The sequence below is a fragment of the Rhodospira trueperi genome (genome assembly GCF_900101965.1).
Classification (GTDB): Bacteria; Pseudomonadota; Alphaproteobacteria; order Rhodospirillales; family Rhodospirillaceae; genus Rhodospira; species Rhodospira trueperi.
In genome coordinates, this window is record NZ_FNAP01000002.1 from 31,924 (window position 1) to 50,236 (window position 18,313).

General features: G+C 69.8%; 13 protein-coding genes. 2 read left to right on the top strand and 11 right to left on the bottom strand.

The annotated features are described in order from the left end of the window. Positions 1 to 48: 48 nt before the first annotated feature. The 11 genes from BLS85_RS03550 to BLS85_RS03600 all read right to left on the bottom strand — a co-directional run bounded on the left by BLS85_RS03550 (position 49) and on the right by BLS85_RS03600 (position 14,661). Complete coding sequence (locus BLS85_RS03550; RefSeq protein WP_218128277.1) at positions 49 to 519, bottom strand: cyclic nucleotide-binding domain-containing protein; 471 nt, start codon at positions 517 to 519, stop codon at positions 49 to 51. 73 nt (positions 520 to 592) lie between these two features. Further along, positions 593 to 2,038: an amidophosphoribosyltransferase gene (purF, locus tag BLS85_RS03555; RefSeq protein WP_092783149.1), complete on the bottom strand. Its 1,446-nt coding sequence runs from the start codon at positions 2,036 to 2,038 to the stop codon at positions 593 to 595. Between the two features lie 116 nt (positions 2,039 to 2,154). Continuing rightward, positions 2,155 to 2,775 carry a CvpA family protein gene (locus BLS85_RS03560; RefSeq protein ID WP_092782282.1) on the bottom strand — a complete coding sequence of 207 codons (621 nt, stop codon included), beginning with the start codon at positions 2,773 to 2,775 and terminating at the stop codon, positions 2,155 to 2,157. Further along, positions 2,772 to 4,190 (bottom strand): DNA repair protein RadA, encoded by a 1,419-nt coding sequence (gene radA, locus BLS85_RS03565; protein ID WP_092782285.1) that lies wholly within the window; start codon positions 4,188 to 4,190, stop codon positions 2,772 to 2,774. The genes BLS85_RS03560 and radA overlap by 4 nt, the downstream gene beginning before the upstream one ends. 14 nt (positions 4,191 to 4,204) lie before the next feature. Next, positions 4,205 to 5,050, bottom strand: a complete 846-nt coding sequence (locus tag BLS85_RS03570; protein WP_092782288.1) for an acyl-ACP desaturase — start codon at positions 5,048 to 5,050, stop codon at positions 4,205 to 4,207. A 375-nt stretch (positions 5,051 to 5,425) separates the two neighbouring features. After that, complete coding sequence (locus BLS85_RS03575; protein WP_176793335.1) at positions 5,426 to 7,297, bottom strand: DUF4153 domain-containing protein; 1,872 nt, start codon at positions 7,295 to 7,297, stop codon at positions 5,426 to 5,428. 93 nt (positions 7,298 to 7,390) lie between these two features. Continuing rightward, positions 7,391 to 8,155 carry a precorrin-4 C(11)-methyltransferase gene (cobM, locus tag BLS85_RS03580; protein ID WP_092782294.1) on the bottom strand — a complete coding sequence of 255 codons (765 nt, stop codon included), beginning with the start codon at positions 8,153 to 8,155 and terminating at the stop codon, positions 7,391 to 7,393. Beyond that, positions 8,152 to 10,089 carry a precorrin-3B C(17)-methyltransferase gene (cobJ, locus tag BLS85_RS03585; protein WP_245699061.1) on the bottom strand — a complete coding sequence of 646 codons (1,938 nt, stop codon included), beginning with the start codon at positions 10,087 to 10,089 and terminating at the stop codon, positions 8,152 to 8,154. The genes cobM and cobJ overlap by 4 nt, the downstream gene beginning before the upstream one ends. A gap of 74 nt (positions 10,090 to 10,163) precedes the next feature. Then, positions 10,164 to 10,967 carry an NAD-dependent epimerase/dehydratase family protein gene (locus BLS85_RS03590; RefSeq protein ID WP_092782297.1) on the bottom strand — a complete coding sequence of 268 codons (804 nt, stop codon included), beginning with the start codon at positions 10,965 to 10,967 and terminating at the stop codon, positions 10,164 to 10,166. Positions 10,968 to 11,068: 101 nt separating this feature from the next. Then, the gene (locus BLS85_RS03595; RefSeq protein WP_092782300.1) at positions 11,069 to 12,514 is read right to left on the bottom strand and encodes a phosphomannomutase; all 1,446 of its coding nucleotides are present in this window, start codon (positions 12,512 to 12,514) and stop codon (positions 11,069 to 11,071) included. Between the two features lie 113 nt (positions 12,515 to 12,627). Then, positions 12,628 to 14,661 (bottom strand): YgiQ family radical SAM protein, encoded by a 2,034-nt coding sequence (locus BLS85_RS03600; protein ID WP_092782303.1) that lies wholly within the window; start codon positions 14,659 to 14,661, stop codon positions 12,628 to 12,630. 620 nt (positions 14,662 to 15,281) lie between these two features. Here BLS85_RS03600 and BLS85_RS03605 point away from each other — a divergent pair. Beyond that, complete coding sequence (locus tag BLS85_RS03605) at positions 15,282 to 16,598, top strand: UDP-glucose dehydrogenase family protein (protein ID WP_092782306.1); 1,317 nt, start codon at positions 15,282 to 15,284, stop codon at positions 16,596 to 16,598. A 32-nt stretch (positions 16,599 to 16,630) separates the two neighbouring features. Further along, positions 16,631 to 18,271: an alpha-D-glucose phosphate-specific phosphoglucomutase gene (locus BLS85_RS03610; protein WP_092782309.1), complete on the top strand. Its 1,641-nt coding sequence runs from the start codon at positions 16,631 to 16,633 to the stop codon at positions 18,269 to 18,271. The last annotated feature ends 42 nt before the right edge of the window (positions 18,272 to 18,313 follow it).

The window sequence follows — 18,313 nt, forward strand, 5'->3', positions numbered from 1 at the left end:
TCCATCGCCAGGGCCAGGGGCAGGGAATGAACCAAGCGGTCTCCGGCGTCACGCCACCGACGGGCTGGGGTCCAGAAGCTGAAGCCGCGCCGCCCGCAGCCGCTCGCCCATGATCGGCACGAACCGGTTGAGCAGGTGATAGCCCAGTTCGGAGTCGGTCTCCATCTTGGCGCGCAGGCAGACCGCGTCCAGACTGACCGCCCGCAGCAGGCCGACGGCGCGGGCATCAAACGTCCAGCGGTACGGCGGCACCAGCCACGACCAGCCCAGGATATCGTCGGCGTGCAGCGTTTCCAGGACCACCGGACCCCGGCCGGGCACCGCGACTTGCACCGCCACCTGTCCGTGCCGGATGATGTAGAACCGGTCGGCAAATCCGCCCTCGCTGAACACGGTGTCGCCGTCGTCGAACCGCTCGTTGCGGGCGCATCCCGCCAGGTCGTCCAGAATCCGCTGATCCATGCTGGCGAAGAATGGATGCGCGTTCAGCAGCTCATCCAGTCCGTGGATCTCAGCCATCGGTCTTTCTCCCCTTGGTCCCCGTGCCCCTGATCATGCCGGCCGGCCCTGTTCCCCCAGGCCATGCGCCGCGCTAGCCCGCTTCCCGCAGCAAGGTGAGCTGGCGGGCGCGGTTTCCCCCTTCCTCGTCCACCAGTGGGATCGGATACTCTCCCGTGAAGTAATGGTCCAGATAACGCGGGTTGTTCGGGTCGCGCCCCGGCTCGCCCAGCGCGCGGTACAGGCCGTCGAGCGAGACGAAGGCTAGACTGTCGGCGTCGATGTAACTCGCCATGCCCTCCTCGCCCATGCGGCTGGCCAGCAACTCCGCCTGCGTCGGCGTGTCGATGCCGTAGAAGCAGGGATGGCGGATCGGCGGACTGGCGACGCGCATATGCACCTCGCGGGCGCCGGCCTCGCGCACCATCTGCACGATCTTGACGGAGGTGGTGCCGCGCACGATGGAATCGTCGATCAGCACCACGCGCTTGCCGGCCAGGACGGCGCGGTTGCCGTTGTGCTTCAGGCGCACACCCAGGTGACGGATCTCGTTGGTCGGCTCGATGAAGGTGCGTCCGACGTAGTGATTGCGGATAATGCCCAGGTCGAACGGCAGCCCGGCCCCCTCGGCGAACCCGAGCGCGGCCGGCACGCCGGAATCGGGCACGGGCACCACGATGTCGGCGTCGGCGGGCGCCTCGCGCGCCAGTTCCCGGCCGATGGCCTTGCGCGTCTCGTGGATGCTGCGGCCGGCCATGATGCTGTCGGGTCGTGCGAAATACACGTACTCGAACAGGCACGGGCGCGGCTGCACCGGGCGAAACGGGCGGAAGCTCTCGATCCCCTCACGGGTGATCACCACCATTTCGCCCGGCTCGATGTCACGAACCAACTCGGCGCCGATGATGTCGAAGGCGCAGGATTCCGACGCCAGGATGTGGGCGTCGCCGCGCCGGCCCAGGACGAGTGGTCGCACCCCGTAGGGGTCGCGCACGCCCACCAGCTTCTGCCGGGTCAGCAGCACCAGAGAATAGGCACCGACCACCTGCAACAATGCCTCCACCAGCCGGTCCACCATGCGTCCCTTGGCGTGGGCCATCAGGTGCAGGATCACCTCGGTATCGGTGGTGGACTGGAAGATCGCGCCCTTGCGGATCAACTCGTCGCGCAGTGTGAGGGCGTTGGTCAGGTTGCCGTTGTGGGCGACCGCCACGCCGCCCAGGTCGAGGTCGGCGAACAGCGGCTGGACGTTGCGGGGATTGGATTCGCCGGTGGTCGAGTACCGGTTGTGGCCGATGGCCGCGTCGCCGACCAGCCGGTCCATCACCGCCGGGGACGAGAACACGTCGCCGACGTGCCCCTGGTCCCGGTGGGCGTTAAAGCGGTCGCCGTCATGGGAGACGATGCCGGTGGCTTCCTGACCTCGGTGTTGCAGGGCGTGCAGGCCGAGCGCGGCATGGGCCGCCGCGTCGGTGGTGCCGAGAATGCCGAACACCGCGCAAGCCTCGCGCAGACGGTCGGTGGCGGGATCGTAGATCAGCGGTGTCCCAGGGGGGGGCAAGAGGGACGCCTTGCGGGGTGTTGGTGTCACAAGTGGCTCCGTATGGGCCGGACGGGCGCGGTCGCGCGGGGCGGTCTTGGCGCGCGCGCCCGGCACTACTGGTTGGCCCCGGTGCGCCCCGACTCGTCGGAGCGCATCAGGTCATCGCGGATGGTCCGATCAAGCAGGCCGGTTCCGGGGGCCTCCGCGCCGGGCTCGGCCGGTGTTCCCTCCTCGCCGGGAATCAGGTCCTCCGGCACCAGCGCCACCAGGGCTTGGGCGCCTTGCTGGATGGTCGGCATGCTGCGGGCCTGCTGCACCCAGACCGGCTGGGTGTCCGGCGGCACCAGCCAGGACGCTGCGATATACAGCACGACCACGATCACCCCGCCGCGCGCCAACCCGAACAGGAATCCCAACGTGCGGTCGACGGTGTTCAAAGCGCTTTCCTGCACCCGGCGGGCGATCACGGCCGTGATGAACGACAGAACGAGCAGGACCCCCAGGAAGATCACGATCACGGCGGCCAAGTCGGCGGCCCAGTCGATGGGGATGTACTGCCGGACGTACGGCTGGGCGTGCGGCAGGCCATAGATGGCGGCCAGGATGGCACCGATCCAGGCGCCGATGCCCAGGACCTCGTGCACGAACCCCCGGAAGAAGGCCAGGGCCCCCGAGATCACAAGGATAATCAGGACGACGATGTCCACCGGATTGACCGGCCAGTTCTCCATCATGCGTTCTCCCTCCCGGTGCGCCGGTCCGGCCGGGTGGCCCCGTCCATGCCGAGGGTGGCCGTCAGGTCCTGCACATGGCCGACGACGTGCCGCTCCAGGCCGCCTCCGGTTCCGCCGCCCGTCCGCGCCCCTGATCGAGCCGGCATCATGACGGCGTTGAACCCGAGCTTGGCGGCCTCCTTCAGGCGGGCGTCCGTCTGCGTGACCGGCCGCAGCTCGCCCGACAGGCCGATCTCGCCGAACACCACCATCTCCGCCGGCACGGGCACCCCCGTCGACGAGGACACCAGGGCCGCCGCCACCGCCAGATCGGCCGCCGGTTCGCTGACCCGCAATCCCCCGGCGATGTTGAGATATACGTCATAGCCCGTCAGGGCAAGGCCGCATCGGGCCTCCAGCACCGCCAGCACCATCGCCAGTCGGGACGAATCCCAGCCGACCACCGCGCGCCGGGGCGAGCCGCCGCCGGCCGACGCCACCAGGGCTTGGATCTCCACCAGAACCGGGCGACTGCCTTCGATGCCGGCAAACACGCAGGCCCCGGCCACGTTGCCGCGCCGTTCCGCCAGGAACAGCGAGGACGGGTTGGCGACTTCCATCAGGCCGGCGTCGGTCATCTCGAACACGCCGATCTCGTCGGTGGCGCCGAAGCGGTTCTTGACCGCCCTCAGGATGCGGAACGGGTGGCCGCGTTCGCCCTCGAAGTAGAGCACGGTATCGACCATGTGCTCCATGACGCGGGGGCCCGCCAGGGTGCCCTCCTTGGTCACATGGCCGACCAGGAACAGCGTGAAGCCGCGCCGCTTGGCCAGCCTTATCAGCTCATGGGCGCAGGTGCGCACCTGGGCGACCGTGCCGGGCGCCGACTCCAGGGTGTCGGCGTACATGGTCTGAATCGAGTCGATCACCACCACGCCCGGCGTGTCGGGCCCGTCCAGGGTGGCGACGATGTCGCGTAGACTGGTGGCGCTGGCCAGCATCACCGGGGCCTCGGCCAGCCCCAGGCGAGCGGCCCGCAGGCGCACCTGCTCCACCGCCTCCTCGCCGGAGATGTAGGCCACGGGGGCCTCCCCGGCGAGCGCGGCGGTGGCCTGGAGCAGCAACGTTGACTTGCCGATGCCCGGATCGCCCCCCACCAGCAACGCCGAGCCCGCCACCAGCCCGCCGCCGCACACCCGGTCCAGTTCGGCGATGCCGGTCAGGCGCCGGGGCGGCGGCTTGCCTTCGCCCTTCAGGCCGACAAACGCGATGGAGCGGCCGCCCTTGCCGCCGGTGCCGGCGCCGGGCGGGCGCTCCGGCGCGGTTTCCTCGACGATGGTGTTCCACTCGCCGCACGCCTCGCAGCGCCCGGCCCACTTCGGGGTGACGGCGCCGCAGGACTGGCAGACGAAGGTGCGGGCGGGGGCTTTGGCCATGCGGGGTCAGGTGCTCACGCCGCCGCGTCGGCGCGCTTGGCCGCGCGCGGCACCTCATCGCCCAGCCGCCACAGCCGGAAGCGCAGATAGCGCCACAGGGCGCCGCCGAAGACCCGGCCCAACCGGCCGTGCGGGGCCAGCCCGGCGGCCTTCATGACCATGGCGGTGGCGCGGTCGATGTGGCCGCGCCGGTAGTGGCAGAAGGCCCGCGCGCCATAGGCGGCGCTGCTGGCGGCGCGGTCGTAGGGCTGGTCCGGTGTGTTGGCGCAGTGATAGGCGAAGGCCAGTTCGTCGTCCTCGCTTTCCTGCATGCGGCCCAGGGCCACCATCAGGCGGCGCCGGCGGCTCAGCGACTCGTGCTCCAGGCAGCGCTTCAGGGTGGAATAGAACAGCTTGTAATGGCGGAACTCGTCCGCCGCGATGCGCCGGCACAGGTCCTTGAGCACCGGTTCGTCGGTGGCGTCGCGCAGGGCGGAATAGAAGCTGGAGGTGCCGGTCTCGACGATGCAACGGGCCACCATCTCGGCGCCGCGCGAGCCGCGCACCGAGTCCTCGACGTCGGTTGGGATCACATAGCCCTCGGTGAAGCGCCTGAACGTCGCCTCGAAATCGAAGCCCGGATCGGCCAGTTCGGCCCAGCGTCCCAGGGCGTCGCCGTGCTGCACCTCCTCCGCCGACCAGCGGTCGGCCTCGGCGCAGAACGCCTCGTCGCCCCGAAAGACGTTGCACAGGTACTTCGAGTAATGGGCGCTGTTGCGCTCGGTCAGGGCGGCGGCCTTGATGATGCACAACAGATCGGGATCGACCCGGGCGGGGTCAAAGGCCTCCCAGGCGACGTCATCCAGGGTCCAGTGCGCCATGATCCTCACCTATCAGACGGTGTGGTGGTGTGTCGGGGCAGGATGAAAAACGGCGCCGACTATAAGGCCGTGGGGCGGATCCGGCAAACGGCGGGTCAACCCCGCGTCAGTTCCCAGGATGGACCCACGGGGGTCACAGTTCCTTTGGTAGACGTCCGGCGAGTGCCCTTGGCGCAAACCGGACTCCCTCCCCTGGATAGGGGAGGGCTGGGGTGGGGTTGATGCGGCAAGCTTGATCCGCGCGAAAACCAACGCGCCCCCCCTCCCAGCCTCCCCCCGACGGGGGGAGGAGTCCCCGCGGCGTTGTCCAGGACCGATATCCCTCAGCCACAACGAGAACTGCTGCTGTCAAGCCGGGACCCTCCGGCGCCGGGTTCACTCCTGCGGCCGATCCACGACCAGCAGGCCATCCAGCGACAAGACCTCCATGCCGTCGGGGGCGCCGGTGCCGTCGTGCCGCAGGTTGAGCATGTCGACCGCCAGCCGCGCTCGCCAGCCGTTTGCCCCGGTGGCCGTCCTCTCCATGACGTCGGGCGCCAGGGAAACAACACCCTCCAACGTGGCATCGAGGTCTTCGGGGGATCGGCCGGCCCGCGCCGCGTCCAGCAGCGGGGCGAGGCCGAACATCTGCGGCGGACCGCCCTCCGGCCGGACGGTGAGCGTCAGACCCTCGACCTCCAGCGCATACTCCCCGACGCGAATCGGGTCCGTGTTCCCACCGAAGATTACGGATAGCGGCACGACCTCGTCGTACCCGCTGACGGGTACCGTGTTGCGATCCGGCTCGGCCTCCAGGGTCAGGGACGTTATGACGCGGGGCGCGACCGACTCCAGGTCCAGATAGACGATGCGCTCATCCGCCGTCCCCTGTTCGGCCGGGAACAGGTATGCGATCCGGAAGTTGCTGGCCCGCTCGTCGAAGTACTCCAGCAGGTCCACGACCCGTTCCGCCTGCGCCTCGGGCAGCGGCTCAACGGCCGGCACCGCCTGCCCGCTTTCGTTCATCATGCCGTGCTCGGCCAGCAGGTCGCGCAGGGCGCGGTCCTGACTGGCCATCGACACCGACTGGACCCCCCAGTGGCCGTTGCCCGACAGCAGCAGCAACACCCCCAGCAGGCCCACGGGCGTGGCCGGCCCGGCGGCGGCGCCCCGTGCCATCCAGACCAGCAGCAGCAGCACCAGCCACAGCACGACGACGGTCAGGATCGCGCGCGGCTCGGTCATGCCGTACTCGAACAGGCGCAGCGACAAGGCCCAGATCAGCGCCGCCAGCGGGGCCGGCACGCTCCAGGGGAAAACGCGGCGGTAGGCCAGGGCGAGGCCGTTTCCGGCCCGCGCCAGCGGCAGCGCCGCCGTGTGGGTGGCCACACCGAACGCCAGGTAGGCGGCGTTCAGGCCGGCGACGCTCACGAGGTCGGTCGCCATGCCCAGCATCAACTGAACCAGATAGATGTACAGGATCACCAGATACAGCAGCGCCAGCGGAATCAGCGCCCACCCCACGGTGACCGCGATCCAGCGCGGCGGCGTTTCCGGCACCGGGCGCCGCTCGTGCGTTTCCTCCGGCAGCGCCAGTTCGGCGCCCACCAGGAACGACATCGGCCAAACCAGCGCGTAGGCCAGAATCCAGACCTCGGCATATACGTCTGAGGAAACGTGGAAGCCCAGCAGTTCGTCGAGCGCGATCAGGGCCACCGTCACACCGGCGCCCAGGATGGTCGCCAGAACCCAGGTCGTCGCCGCGCTGAGCAGCACCCGCTGGCCACCATACCACCCGGTCAGTTGTGCCGCGTCCGGCGTGGGGACGTCCCGGGGCGGGCGCAGGGCGAAGTACAGGGCCAGGGCAACGGCGCCGACCTGCCAGAACAGATAGGGATAGAACCGCGCCAGGAAGGCATCCGGCATGCCGAACAGGCTGGCGGCGGCCACGCCCGTGACGACGGCAATGGCGACGATGCGCATCTGACGCGGCCACCATCCGGTGCGGCGCAGGCCCCAGTCCATGGCCACCGCCATGGCGAAGCCGACGCCGCAGATCATCAGCCCGATCTCCACCAGGTATTTCGCGGTGATGCTGTCGCCGAACACGGTCACGTCGGGCACGCCGACGTTTTCCAGGGTCAGCGCGATCAGGCCGAGCACCATGTACACCATGGCCATGGGATGAGCCCAGGCGGCGTACAACCAGTTCGTCGGCGAGGCGATCAGCGCAGAAAGCACGGCGGACACGGGAACGGAGCGGGTCATGGCGGACGTCCGGGCGAGAAGGAAGGGAAACCGGTGGGACGGACACATGTCCCCGATCAGAATGGCGGTACTATGTCCGTCCTTCGGGCGCGGTCAACCGCCGCGCGGTCGCAGCACGTGATGATGGCTGGCGGCATACAGGCGGCTGTCGTCGAATCCCGCCTCCGGGTCCAGCACGCGGCCGACCACGATCAGCGCCGTGCGCGTGATCCCGGCCGCCTTTACCGAGTCGCGGATGGTCGCCAGGGTGCCGGTGACCACCTGTTCATCCGGCCAACTCGCCCGATGGACCACCGCCACCGGACAGTCGGCGCCGTAGGCGGGGGTGAGCGCCCGCACCACATGCGCCAGATTCGTCACCGACAGGTGAATGGCCAGGGTGGCGCCGCTGCGGCCCAGGGTCTCCAGGTCCTCGCCCTCCGGCATGGCCGAACTGCGCGTCGCCGTGCGGGTCAGGATCACCGTCTGCGAGACACCGGGCAGCGTCAGTTCGCGGCCCAGGGTGGCGGCGGCGGCGGCGAAGGCGGGCACGCCGGGCACGATTTCCCAGGGGATGCCCAACCCGTCCAGACGCCGAATCTGCTCGCCGATGGCGCCGTACAGGCTGGGGTCGCCGGAATGCACCCGGGCCACGTCCAGGCCGGCGCCGTGGGCGGCCACGATCTCGTCGAGGAACTGCTCCAGATGCAGCGGGGCGGTGTCGATGACTCGCGCGTCCGGCGCCGCCTCGTTCAGCACCGCGCGGGGCACCAGCGAGCCGGCGTACAGGATCACGGGACAGCGGCGGATCAGCGCCTGTCCGCGCACGGTGATCAGGTCTGGCGCGCCGGGGCCGGCGCCGATGAAAAAGACGGTCACGGCGTCATTCCCGAAAACGTCCCGTCCGCCGCGTCCTGCCACTTTCCGGCATAGCCGCGCGGGGTGTAGACGCGCCCGCCCCACTGGCGGGTCGTGCTGGCGCCCACCAGCACGATGGTCAGCATGTCCACGGCCTCGATGTCGAGCGCCTCCAGGGTGGTCACCGACACCGATTCGGCCTCGCGCCCCAGGTTGCGCGCGATGATCACCGGCGTCTCCGCCGGCCGGTGACGCAGCAGTACCTCGCGCGCGTGGGCGAACAGGTCGCGACGGCGGCGCGACACCGGATTGTACAGCGCCACCACGAAATCGCCCTCGGCGGCCGCCGCCAGCCGGCGCTCGATCGCCTCGCGCGGGGTCAGCAGGTCGGACAGGGAAACGGCGCAGAAGTCATGCCCCAGCGGCGCTCCCGCCCGGGCCGCTGCCGCCTGCATCGCCGACAAGCCAGGGCAGACCGTGACCTCCACGCGGCGCCAGTCGTCCCGGTTCTCACGTTCCATCAGTTCGAAGACCAGGGTGGCCAGGGCGTAGATGCCCGGATCCCCCGAGCAGACCAGCGCCACCCGGCGGCCCCGGGCGGCCAGATTGAGGGCCAGGCCGACACGCTCGCTCTCCGCTCCCAGGTCCGAGGCATGGCGGGCCTTGCCGAGCTGGCCGTCGCCAAGAAGATCCAGGTACAGGCGGTATCCCACCAGATCGGTGGCGTTGGCGATGGCGGCGCTGACCTCCGGCGTGCGCCAGACGTCGGCCCCCGGGCCGATGCCGACGACATGGAGAACCCCGCGCGGATGCCCGACCGTGTCCGCCGCGATGCCGGCTGGCGTCCGGGCCACCGCGCAGGTGGCATGGGGGCTTTTCCGCTTGGGGACCAACAGCGTTCCGTTGGGCCCGGCGGCGGCCAGCGCCGCGGCCTCCGCGACCCCGTGGCAGCCAACCTCGGCGAACACGGTTTCGGAGGGATTGGCGAGCCGGGGCGTCTCGCGCTCCAGCGTCTCGGCATCCAGAAAGCGCACGGGTACGTCGAGGGACTCGCCCAGGGCCAGAACGGCGGGCTCGTCGGCCTTGACGTCGATGGAGACGACACAGGCGACCGATCCCTGGGCCAAGCCTTGGTGGGCCAGCGTTTCCCGGACCAGATTCTCCAGTTCGTCGGGCGCGCAGCCGCGCGCGCAGCCCACGCCCAGGGCCAGGGTCGGCGGACGCAGCACCAGGGGCGGGGCGCGGTCGGCCGAACACCCGGCGGTCACCGCGTCGCGCCGGTCGGAGACGCGCACCACCGGCCCATGGTGCTCGCGGCCGCTCTCGGCTTCGTCGCAGGAGTCGGGGCGCAGGCGGACGAACGCCGTCCCCTCGCCCAGAAGCCAGCCGATCAGGCCCTCGTCGACCGCGCTGTCCAGGCCAACGGGCAGGTCGTCGATCAGGGCCGCCATGGCCTTGCGGGCGGCCGGAAGGTTCTCGATCCGCCAGTTGTCCGGGACCGCGTCGAGCGCCACGCCGGCCGTCAGATCGCCGGCGGTGGTCAGGCTGGGGGCGATGCCCAGGGCGCTGGCGATGCGCTGGGCGATCGCATTGGCGCCCAGGTGTCCGCCCAGCAGGGGAATGACGCACGAGCCGTCGGCCGCCAGGGCGAGAACGGGCGGCTCGCCGCGCTTGTCGATCAGCAGTGGGGCCAGGGCTCGGACGATAATGCCGGTCGCGCACAGGGCGATGATCGGCCGGTGGCCCCGGAACAGAGCGCGCAGGTGGCCGACCGCGCCCGTGAAGACGGCATCCGTGCCCTGGACCCGGCCCATCAGGCCATGGACCTCCGCCCCCGGCAGGACGGGCGCGACCTGTCGCGCCGTCTTGAGCCCGGTCTGATTGAGAACAACGAACACCGGTGTGTTTTTGTTGACCATGGCGTGCCCCGACGTGCCCCACTCCGCGCGGCGCATCGTGGCATCGTTCGGGCGGCAAGGGAACAGGGCACCGGATACACCGCGCGGACGGGCTCTCGATCCGGGTGGTCTCAGTCGTCGAAGTGCCCGAAGGTCGCGAAGGCGCCGCCGTGCGTGGCGATCTCCGGCGCGCCGGGCGCGTAGGGCGGGTTGGCCGCTTCCACCTGCTCCCGGTAGGCCTCGGCCGTGTCCTCCGGCCGGTAGCCGATATGCGCGGCGTACCGGTTGTCATAGGGCGCGGTGGCGTTGGCCGACACCCCGAAGATGATCGAATGGTCCGGTCGGGTGCAGGTCAGGGCAGCGCCGACCAGACGCGCGAGGTCGGCGTAGCTGAGCCACGTCGACAGCATGCGGCGGTCCTTCGGTTCCGGAAAGCATGAGCAGATGCGCAGGGAAACCGACTCGATGCCGTACTTGTCCCAGTAGTATTGCGCCAGCCCTTCGCCGTACGCCTTGGCCGTGCCGTAGTTGCTGTCGGGGCGCGGCGGCGTGCGGCTGTCCAACACCTGGCTGAAGGGATAGAAGCCGACGGCGTGGATCGAACTGGCCCAGATCACACGGCGCACGCCGTTCTTCCGCGCGCCCTCGAACACGTTGTACAGGCCCAGCATGTGGCCGCGCAGGATGTCGTCGAAGGGCGCCTCCATGCCCTTGCCGGCCATGTGCACCACGGCGTCCACGTCCCGGGTCATCGCCAGCACCGGAGCGGGGTCGGCCAGATCGGCCTGGATCGCCTCCTCGTGCGCGCCGGGCGGGTCCAGCGGCGCGACGTCGGTGACGCGCAGGTGCGCGCAATGCTTCGGCAGAACCGGGCGCAACTGCCGCCCCAGCGCACCGGCGGCCCCGGTCAGGAGAATGCGGTGGATCGGTTTCATCGGTCGGTCTCCGGTGATGGGGGGACGAACGAAGTGAACGGGGTGTGGCGACCGAACCGCAGGGTCGAGCGATGGGACTGCGATATCATCCGCCCCCTGGATCAGTGCGTCTCGGGCTTTGCGGCGGTCTGCCGCGCGGCCAGCGCCATGCCCCGGTCGAGCAGCGCATGGGCGTCGGCCGCCGTCGCCGCCTCGACGTAACAGCGCAGCTCCGGCGCGTTGCCGGAGGCGCGGTAGTGGACGACGGTCCCGCTCTCCAGGTGCAGACGCACGCCGTCGGTCGTATCGACGGTCTCGACGGGTCCAAGCTCCGACAGGATGGCCGCCGCCGGCGCTGTCATCAAGCGGGCGACAAACGCCGCGCTGCGGTCCTGGGGGACGTTCTGGAGCCGGTCGCTGAGGGCGGCGCGGAACCCGAAGTCATCGGCGATGGCGGATAGGGGCCGGCTCTGCGCCGCGACCTCGCTCAGGCAGGCCAGAATGGGCAGCAGGCTGTCGCGGGTCGGCAGGGCGCCGAGGCGGCGGCCGTCGCGCTCCAGATCGGAGCCCAGCATCACGCCGCCGTTGGCCTCGAAGCCGACGATCCGCTCCGCGCCCCGGCGGGCCTCCTCCGCCATGCCGGCGAGAACATGGGGGGAGCCGACGCGGGTGCGCGCGACGCGCCCAAAGCGCCCGCACGCCTCCAGCGCCGAGTTGGCTGTGACCGGCACGACGATCACGTCGGCGCCGGCCCAGGCCGCCGTGATCGCCCCCACCAGATCGCCGCGCACGAACCGGCCGGTCTCATCGGCGATGAGCGGGCGGTCGGCGTCGCCGTCGGTCGAGACGATGGCATCGAACCCGCCCTCTTGGCTCCAGCGGGCGAGCAGATCGGTGTCCTCCGGCCGCAGCGCCTCCGTATCGACGGGCACGAAGGTTTTGGAGCGCCCCAGCGCCACCGCCTCCGCGCCCAGGTCGGCCAGCACTTCCATCATCAGGTCGCGCGCGACCGAGGATTGCTGATAGACGCCGACCCTGAGGCCGGACAGCGCGCCCCGGGGCAGAAATCCGGTGGAGCGGACCCGGAACGCATCCAGGGCGGCCGGATCCGGCGCGGCGGTCTGTGGGACGGACGGGGCCGGGGCCGCGTCCCGCGACAGCGCCCCGTGTGCCGCCACGATGGCCGCCTCGTCCGCCTTGTCGATCTCGCCATCGGCCCGATAGAACTTGAGCCCGTTGCGGTCCCCGGGGATGTGGCTTCCCGTCACCATGATCGCCGGCGCGCCCCGCGCCATGGCGAACGCCGCCAACGCCGGGGTCGGCACAGCGCCGCAATCGACTGGCTCCAGCCCGCTGTCGCGGACGGCCGACAGGCACAGGGCGGCGATATCCGGGCTCGACTCCCGCAGGTCGCGGCCGACATAGACCGCATCGCCGGGCCGCAGCGCAGCGCGGTCCAGCAGCACGGCCAGAAACGCGCGCGACCACGCCTGGGTCGGCGGCCCGTTCAACTCGGCCGCCAGACCGCGCAGGCCGCTGGTTCCGAACTTCAGGGATGAGCCAAGCATGGGGGCCACCGTGCCGCGTCGGGGTGGACAGGATCAGGGATGACCCGTTGATAGCGGATGCATCCCGCGAAACCAAGGCGGGGGTGAAAAATGGGGACGGACATCCGCCGCCCTTACGACCGCGCCCGCCGTCCCTTCCCCGCGCCCGTGGTCACGAAGCTCTGCGCGCCCTTCTTGCGGCCGGTCCGTTGGCCCTCGCCGCCGGTGCGGCCGGTGCCGGCGGGCTGGTGCGCGGGCACGAGGTGGCGCTTGCCGGGGCCGATCAGGTCGGCGCGGCCCAGGCGCTTCAGGGCGTCCCTCAGCAGCGGCCAGTTCTCCGGGTCGTGGTAGCGCAGGAACGCCTTGTGCAGCCGGCGCTGGCGCAGGCCTTTGGCGGTGAACACGGCCTCGCCGCGCCCGCCCCGCAGCGGCCGCAACGGGCTCCGCCCCGAATGATACATTGCCGTCGCCAAAGCCATCGGCGAGGGCAGGAACGCCTGCACCTGATCGGCCCGGAAGCCGTTCCGCTTCAGCCACAGGGCGAGATTCATCATGTCCTCGTCCGTGGTGCCCGGATGCGCGGCGATGAAGTACGGGATCAGGTACTGCTCCTTACCGGCCTCGCGGCTGAACCGGTCGAACATCTGCTTGAAGCGATCAAAGGTCCCGATGCCCGGCTTCATCATGTGCGCCAGCGGTCCCGCCTCGGTGTGCTCGGGGGCGATTTTCAGGTAGCCGCCGACGTGATGCGTCACCAGTTCCTTCACATACGCGGGCGAGCGCACGGCGAGGTCATAGCGAAGGCCGGAGGCGATGGTGATCTTCTTGACCCCGGGCACGGCCCGGGCGGCGCGGTACAGATCGATCAGCGCCGAATGGTCGGTGTCCAGGGTCTTGCAGATCGCGGGATAGACGCACGACAGCCGCCGGCAGACGCGCTGAATGTCCGGGCTCTTGCAGGCCAGCCGGTACATGTTGGCGCTCGGCCCGCCCAGGTCGGAAATCACCCCCGTGAAGCCCGCCGTCTTGCCCTTCACCTGTTCGATCTCGCGCAGGATGGACGCCTGGGAGCGATTCTGGATCACCCGGCCCTCATGCTCGGTGATGGAGCAGAACGCACATCCGCCGAAGCACCCGCGCATGATGGTGATGGAAAAGCGGATCATCTCCCACGCCGGGATGCGCACGTCGCCGTACGTCGGGTGCGGGGCGCGCGCGAACGGCAGTTCGTACAGGGCGTCCATCTCCTCCGTGGACAGCGGCCAGGGCGGCGGGTTCAGCCACACCTCGCGGTCGCCGTGGCGCTGCACCAGCGGGCGGGCGTGGCCGGGGTTGCTCTCCAGATGCACGACGCGGGCGGCGTGGGCGTACAGCGCCGGATCGGCCTTGACGGCCTCGTAGGAAGGCAGGCGGACCACGGCGGGGCCATCGCCGGGCCGGACGGGCGGGTCAGCGTTGGTGGCGTCGATCTCGGTCCACCCTTCGGGCACCGCCGGGCGGGCCGCTGCCGTGCCCCGGATGTCGGTCATGGCGCGCGGATGCTCGCCCTTGGCCGCGCGGTGGGCGATCTCGACAATCGCCCGCTCGGCGTTGCCGTACACCAGCAGGTCAGCCTTGGCGTCCAGCAGCAGGGAGCGGCGGACGGTGTCGCTCCAGTAGTCATAATGTGCCACGCGGCGCAGGGACGCCTCGATGCCGCCGACGATGATGGGCGTGTCCTTGAACGCCTCCCGCGCCCGCTGGGCATAGACGAGCGTGGCCCGGTCGGGCCGCCGCCCGCCCTCGTCGTTCGGCGTGTAGCTGTCGTTGTGGCGCAGCCGCCGATCCGCCGTGTAGCGGTTGACCATCGAGTCCATGTTGCCGGCGGCCACGGCGATGAACAAGGCGGGCCGCCCCAGGACCTGGAAGGCCTCGGCGCTGGTCCAGTCCGGCTGCGCGAGGATGGCGACGCGGAAGCCCTGGGCCTCCAGCAGGCGGCCGATCAGCGCCATGCCGAAGCTGGGGTGATCCACATAGGCGTCGCCGGTGACCAGCAGAACGTCGCAGGCATCCCAGCCGAGTGCGGTCATCTCGTCCCGGCTCATGGGCAGAAAGGGCGCCGTGCCGAAGCGGTGCGCCCAGTGCTTGCGCCAGGAGAACAGGGGACGGGGAGCAGGAGCGGCGGTCATGGAAACGGTGGCCTTCCGGACAGGCGGATCGAACGTCTCACCCTACCGCGAAGGCGTCGTCGCCCGAAAGCGGCACGGCGGCGGTGCAGCAAGTCTCAGGATGGCGGGAGGACACCGGTTGCGGCCGGTGCCGGCCTGTTCTCCTCCCCCCTCCGGCGATCATATTCACACGTCTTTCCGCCGAAGCGGCGGCTCTTCGCTCACGCGACATCTTGACTCGTCATTGCGAACCCCCGTCGCAAGACGAGGGTGAAGCAATCCAGAGCATGGAACACTCAGGCTCGCCCTGGATTGCCCCATGTTTTAATTTGCGCTGCGCTCCTCGCAATGATGAACAAAAGTAGAGTTGTGTGAATCAGATAGCCTATCCAGGGGAGGACGTTCGGTTCGCGCCTGGGGCTCACAGCCGTTCCCTTCGGAGGCCGTGCGGCCAAAAGAGAACTGCTGGCGGCGGTGCCCCGATCCATCGGGGGCGCGGGGGTGCGCGTTTCTTGAAGTTGTGCGGATTTCGCGCTGGCCTGACGGGCGGCTTCGATGTAGAGCGTGCGGGGGAAACCTATCGGAACGGGACTGGATCCCTTCGGCCCGTCTGATCGCAGTACAGGGAGAGCCCATCCGTCATGCGCATCTCGATGATCGGCACCGGCTATGTGGGTCTGGTGTCCGGAACCTGTTTTTCCGAGTTCGGCGTCACCGTGACCTGCATCGACAAGGACGCCGGTAAGATCGAGCGCCTGAACCGGGGCGAAATTCCCATCTACGAGCCGGGCCTGGACGCCCTCGTGACCAGCAACGCCGCCGCCGGGCGCTTGTCCTTCGCCACGGATCTGGGCCCGGCCGTGGCCGACTCGGATGCCGTGTTCATTGCCGTCGGCACCCCCAGCCGGCGCGGCGGGGGGCACGCCGACCTGTCCTATGTCTATGCCGCCGCGCGCGAGATCGCGCGGGCCATGAACGGGTATACGGTGGTGGTCACCAAGTCCACGGTGCCCGTCGGCACCGGCCGCGAGGTTGAGCGCATCATCCGCGAGGAACGCCCCGACGCCGACTTCGATGTCGTCTCCAACCCCGAGTTCCTGCGCGAGGGTTCGGCCATCCAGGACTTCATGCGCCCCGACCGCGTCGTCATCGGCGCCGAGAGCGAGCGCGCGCAGGCGGTCATGCGCCAGTTGTATCGGGTGTTGTACCTGATCGAGACGCCCATCGTGTTCACCACGCTGGAAAGCTCGGAGATGATCAAGTACGCGGCCAACACGTTCCTGGCCACCAAGATCACCTTCATCAACGAGGTCGCCGACCTGTGCGAGAAGGTCGGCGCCGATGTCCACGACGTGGCGCGCGGCATCGGCCTCGACAACCGCATCGGGCGGAAGTTCCTGCACGCCGGGCCGGGCTACGGCGGCTCGTGCTTCCCCAAGGACACGCTGGCGCTGGTGACCACCGCCAAGGAGGTGGGCAGCCCGCTGCGCATCGTCGAGACGGTGGTGGACATCAACGCGAAGCGCAAGCGTGCCATGGCCGAGCGCATCATCGACGCCTGCGACGGTTCCGTCGTCGGCAAGACCGTCGCCATTCTCGGCCTGACCTTTAAGCCGAACACCGACGACATGCGGGATTCGCCCAGCCTGGACATCGTGCCGGCGCTTGTGGAGGCGGGCGCGACGGTGCGCGCCTTTGATCCCGAGGGCATGGACGAGGCCCGCAAGTTGCTGCCCGACATCACCTACGGCGCGGACGCCTACGACGTCATGACCGGGGCCGACGCCCTGGTCATCCTGACCGAGTGGAACGAGTTCCGGGCGTTGAACCTGGATCGGGTCAAGGAGGTCCTGAAGGCGCCGGTCATGGTCGATCTGCGCAACGTCTACAATCCGACCGACATGGTGGCCGCCGGCTTCCGCTACACCAGCGTGGGTCGGCCGACGCCAGACGCCTGACCCCATCCCGACCGCAAGCGGAGACCCGATCCATGAGCGCGATCCGCGTGGAACCGACAACCCCGTTCGACGATCAGAAGCCGGGCACATCGGGCCTGCGCAAGACGGTCTCGGTGTTCCGCCAGCCGCGATACCTGGAGAACTTCGTCCAGGCCATCTTCGACAGCGTGCCAGGCCGGCAGGGCGCCACCCTGGTTCTGGGCGGCGACGGCCGGTTCCACAACAAAACCGCGATCCAGACCATCATCCGCATGGCGGCGGCCAACGGCATCGCCCGCGTCCTGGTGGGGCGGGACGGCCTGTTGTCCACGCCCGGCGCGTCCTGCGTGATCCGCGAGCGCGGCGCCTGGGGCGGCATCATCCTGTCGGCCAGCCACAATCCAGGCGGCCCGGACGGCGATTTCGGCATCAAGTTCAACCCGTCCAACGGTGGACCGGCGCCGGAACGCATCACCGACGCCATATACGCCCGCACCCGGGAGATCGGCGAATACTGCATCCTGGACACGCCCGAGGTCGATCTTTCGGCGCTGGGGGAGCAGACCGTGGACGACATGGTGGTCGAGGTGATCGATCCCGTGGCCGACTACGCCGCCCTGATGGAGCGTTTGTTCGATTTCGACGCCATCCGGGCGCTGTTCCAGGGCGGGTTCCGGATGTGTTTCGACGCCATGCACGCCGTCACCGGCCCCTACGCGCGGGAGATTCTTGAGAACCGGCTCGGCGCTCCGGCCGGCACGGTCATCAACGGTGAGCCCCTGGACGACTTCAACGAGGGCCACCCCGACCCCAATCTTGTGCATGCCCGCGATCTGGTCGAACGCCTGTTCGCCGACGGGGATGCGGCGCCCGACATGGGCGCGGCCAGCGACGGAGACGGTGACCGCAACATGATCCTGGGCCGGCGCTTCTACGTCACGCCGAGCGACAGTCTCGCCGCCCTGACCCTCAACGCCACGCTCGCGCCCGGCTACGCGCGGGGCGTGGCCGGCGTGGCGCGCTCCATGCCCACCAGCCGCGCGCCTGACCGCGCCGCCGCGCTGCTCGGCATTCCCTGTTTCGAGACGCCCACCGGCTGGAAGTTCTTCGGCACCCTGCTCGACGCCGGCAAGGCGACGCTGTGCGGCGAGGAGAGCTTCGGCACCGGCTCCGACCATGTGCGCGAAAAGGACGGCCTGTGGGCGGTGCTGTTCTGGCTCAACATCGTGGCCGCCAGCGGCAAGTCGGTCGAGGACCTAGTGCGCGACCTGTGGGCGCGGGTTGGGCGCATCTACTACACCCGCCACGATTATGAGGACCTGCCCAAGCGGCAGGCCGAAACCCTGATGAACGACCTGCGCGCCCGCCTGCCCTCTTTGTTCGGCACCAAGCAGGGCGGCCGACTGGTGATGCTCGCCGACGATTTCGCCTACACCGATCCGGTGGACGGCTCCACCGCCAGCGGGCAGGGGGTCCGGATTCTGTTCGAGGATGGGGCCCGCATCGTGTATCGTCTGTCCGGCACCGGGACTGCGGGCGCGACCCTGCGCGTCTACATTGAACGGCCGGAGGACGATCCGGCGCGTCACGACATGGACACCCAGGCTGCCCTGGCCGACCTCATCGCCACCGCCGACGCCCTGGCCGGCATTCAGGACCGCACCGGGCGCGGCGGCCCGACCGTCATCACCTGACGGCAGTCCCCTTCGCCGGTTCGGGCGTCCGCGCCGGCCGGC

What these genes read in the sequence shown, in the direction of transcription:
- BLS85_RS03595 (WP_092782300.1), bottom strand. Translation starts at nt 12,514, where the DNA reads ATGCTTGGCTCATCCCTGAAGTTCGGAACCAGCGGCCTGCGCGGTCTG.
- BLS85_RS03605 (WP_092782306.1), top strand. Translation starts at nt 15,282, where the DNA reads ATGCGCATCTCGATGATCGGCACCGGCTATGTGGGTCTGGTGTCCGGA.
- BLS85_RS03575 (WP_176793335.1), bottom strand. Translation starts at nt 7,297, where the DNA reads ATGACCCGCTCCGTTCCCGTGTCCGCCGTGCTTTCTGCGCTGATCGCC.
- cobJ (WP_245699061.1), bottom strand. Translation starts at nt 10,089, where the DNA reads ATGCGCCGCGCGGAGTGGGGCACGTCGGGGCACGCCATGGTCAACAAA.
- BLS85_RS03590 (WP_092782297.1), bottom strand. Translation starts at nt 10,967, where the DNA reads ATGAAACCGATCCACCGCATTCTCCTGACCGGGGCCGCCGGTGCGCTG.
- BLS85_RS03550 (WP_218128277.1), bottom strand. Translation starts at nt 519, where the DNA reads ATGGCTGAGATCCACGGACTGGATGAGCTGCTGAACGCGCATCCATTC.
- BLS85_RS03570 (WP_092782288.1), bottom strand. Translation starts at nt 5,050, where the DNA reads ATGGCGCACTGGACCCTGGATGACGTCGCCTGGGAGGCCTTTGACCCC.
- BLS85_RS03600 (WP_092782303.1), bottom strand. Translation starts at nt 14,661, where the DNA reads ATGACCGCCGCTCCTGCTCCCCGTCCCCTGTTCTCCTGGCGCAAGCAC.
- radA (WP_092782285.1), bottom strand. Translation starts at nt 4,190, where the DNA reads ATGGCCAAAGCCCCCGCCCGCACCTTCGTCTGCCAGTCCTGCGGCGCC.
- BLS85_RS03610 (WP_092782309.1), top strand. Translation starts at nt 16,631, where the DNA reads ATGAGCGCGATCCGCGTGGAACCGACAACCCCGTTCGACGATCAGAAG.
- BLS85_RS03560 (WP_092782282.1), bottom strand. Translation starts at nt 2,775, where the DNA reads ATGATGGAGAACTGGCCGGTCAATCCGGTGGACATCGTCGTCCTGATT.